The organism is Kurthia huakuii LAM0618 (genome assembly GCF_000505545.1).
Taxonomy (GTDB): domain Bacteria; phylum Bacillota; class Bacilli; order Bacillales_A; family Planococcaceae; genus Kurthia; species Kurthia huakuii.
This window is the reverse complement of record NZ_AYTB01000001.1, coordinates 1-1,759: the sequence shown is the minus strand read 5'-3', so window position 1 is coordinate 1,759 and position 1,759 is coordinate 1. Positions and strand designations below refer to the sequence as shown.

The following is a 1,759-nucleotide window of genomic DNA, read 5'->3' as shown; positions in this document are numbered from 1 at the left end:
GACCGAGTCATCTATTCCGTAATAATCCTTAGAAAGGAGGTGATCCAGCCGCACCTTCCGATACGGCTACCTTGTTACGACTTCACCCCAATCATCTATCCCACCTTAGACGGCTGGCTCCATAAATGGTTACCCCACCGGCTTCGGGTGTTACAAACTCTCGTGGTGTGACGGGCGGTGTGTACAAGGCCCGGGAACGTATTCACCGCGGCATGCTGATCCGCGATTACTAGCGATTCCGGCTTCATGTAGTCGAGTTGCAGACTACAATCCGAACTGAGAACGGTTTTATGAGATTGGCTAACCCTCGCGGGCTTGCAGCTCTCTGTACCGTCCATTGTAGCACGTGTGTAGCCCAGGTCATAAGGGGCATGATGATTTGACGTCATCCCCACCTTCCTCCGGTTTGTCACCGGCAGTCTCCTTAGAGTGCCCAACTAAATGATGGCAACTAAGAATAAGGGTTGCGCTCGTTGCGGGACTTAACCCAACATCTCACGACACGAGCTGACGACAACCATGCACCACCTGTCACCAATGTCCCCGAAGGGAAAGTCTTATCTCTAAGACGGTCATTGGGATGTCAAGACCTGGTAAGGTTCTTCGCGTTGCTTCGAATTAAACCACATGCTCCACCGCTTGTGCGGGCCCCCGTCAATTCCTTTGAGTTTCAACCTTGCGGTCGTACTCCCCAGGCGGAGTGCTTAATGCGTTAGCTGCAGCACTAAGGGGCGGAAACCCCCTAACACTTAGCACTCATCGTTTACGGCGTGGACTACCAGGGTATCTAATCCTGTTTGCTCCCCACGCTTTCGCGCCTCAGTGTCAGTTACAGACCAGACAGTCGCCTTCGCCACTGGTGTTCCTCCAAATCTCTACGCATTTCACCGCTACACTTGGAATTCCACTATCCTCTTCTGCACTCAAGTTCCCCAGTTTCCAATGACCCTCCACGGTTGAGCCGTGGGCTTTCACATCAGACTTAAGAAACCACCTGCGCGCGCTTTACGCCCAATAAATCCGGACAACGCTTGCCACCTACGTATTACCGCGGCTGCTGGCACGTAGTTAGCCGTGGCTTTCTAATAAGGTACCGTCAAGGCGCGTTCATTACCTAACGCACTTGTTCTTCCCTTACAACAGAGTTTTACGATCCGAAAACCTTCATCACTCACGCGGCGTTGCTCCATCAGACTTTCGTCCATTGTGGAAGATTCCCTACTGCTGCCTCCCGTAGGAGTTTGGGCCGTGTCTCAGTCCCAATGTGGCCGATCACCCTCTCAGGTCGGCTATGCATCGTTGCCTTGGTAGGCCGTTACCCTACCAACTAGCTAATGCACCGCGGGCCCATCCTGTAGTGACGCCGAAGCGCCTTTTAGCTTAAAGCCATGAGGCTAAAAGAGTTATCCGGTATTAGCTCCGGTTTCCCGAAGTTATCCCAGTCTACAGGGCAGGTTGCCCACGTGTTACTCACCCGTCCGCCGCTAGGTTGTTTGAAATGCAAGCATTCCAAACAACCTCGCTCGACTTGCATGTATTAGGCACGCCGCCAGCGTTCGTCCTGAGCCAGGATCAAACTCTCCATAAAAAGTGTTTGAAAGCTCATTTGCTTTGCTAGCGTTATCTTGCTTGATAACATTTTGTTTCGATTCTTAATTGAACCGAATTTATTGTGATTACATCTTGCTTGTTCAGTTTTCAAGGTTCATTTAAATAATAATGGTGGAGCCTAGCGGGATCGAACCGCTGACCTCCTGCG

1 rRNA gene is annotated in these 1,759 nt (G+C 51.4%); it reads right to left on the bottom strand.

Annotated elements, in window-relative coordinates:
• Nucleotides 1–32: 32 nt before the first annotated feature.
• Nucleotides 33–1,588: ribosomal RNA gene (locus tag V514_RS0100005) — 16S ribosomal RNA — on the bottom strand.
• Nucleotides 1,589–1,759 lie beyond the last annotated feature (171 nt).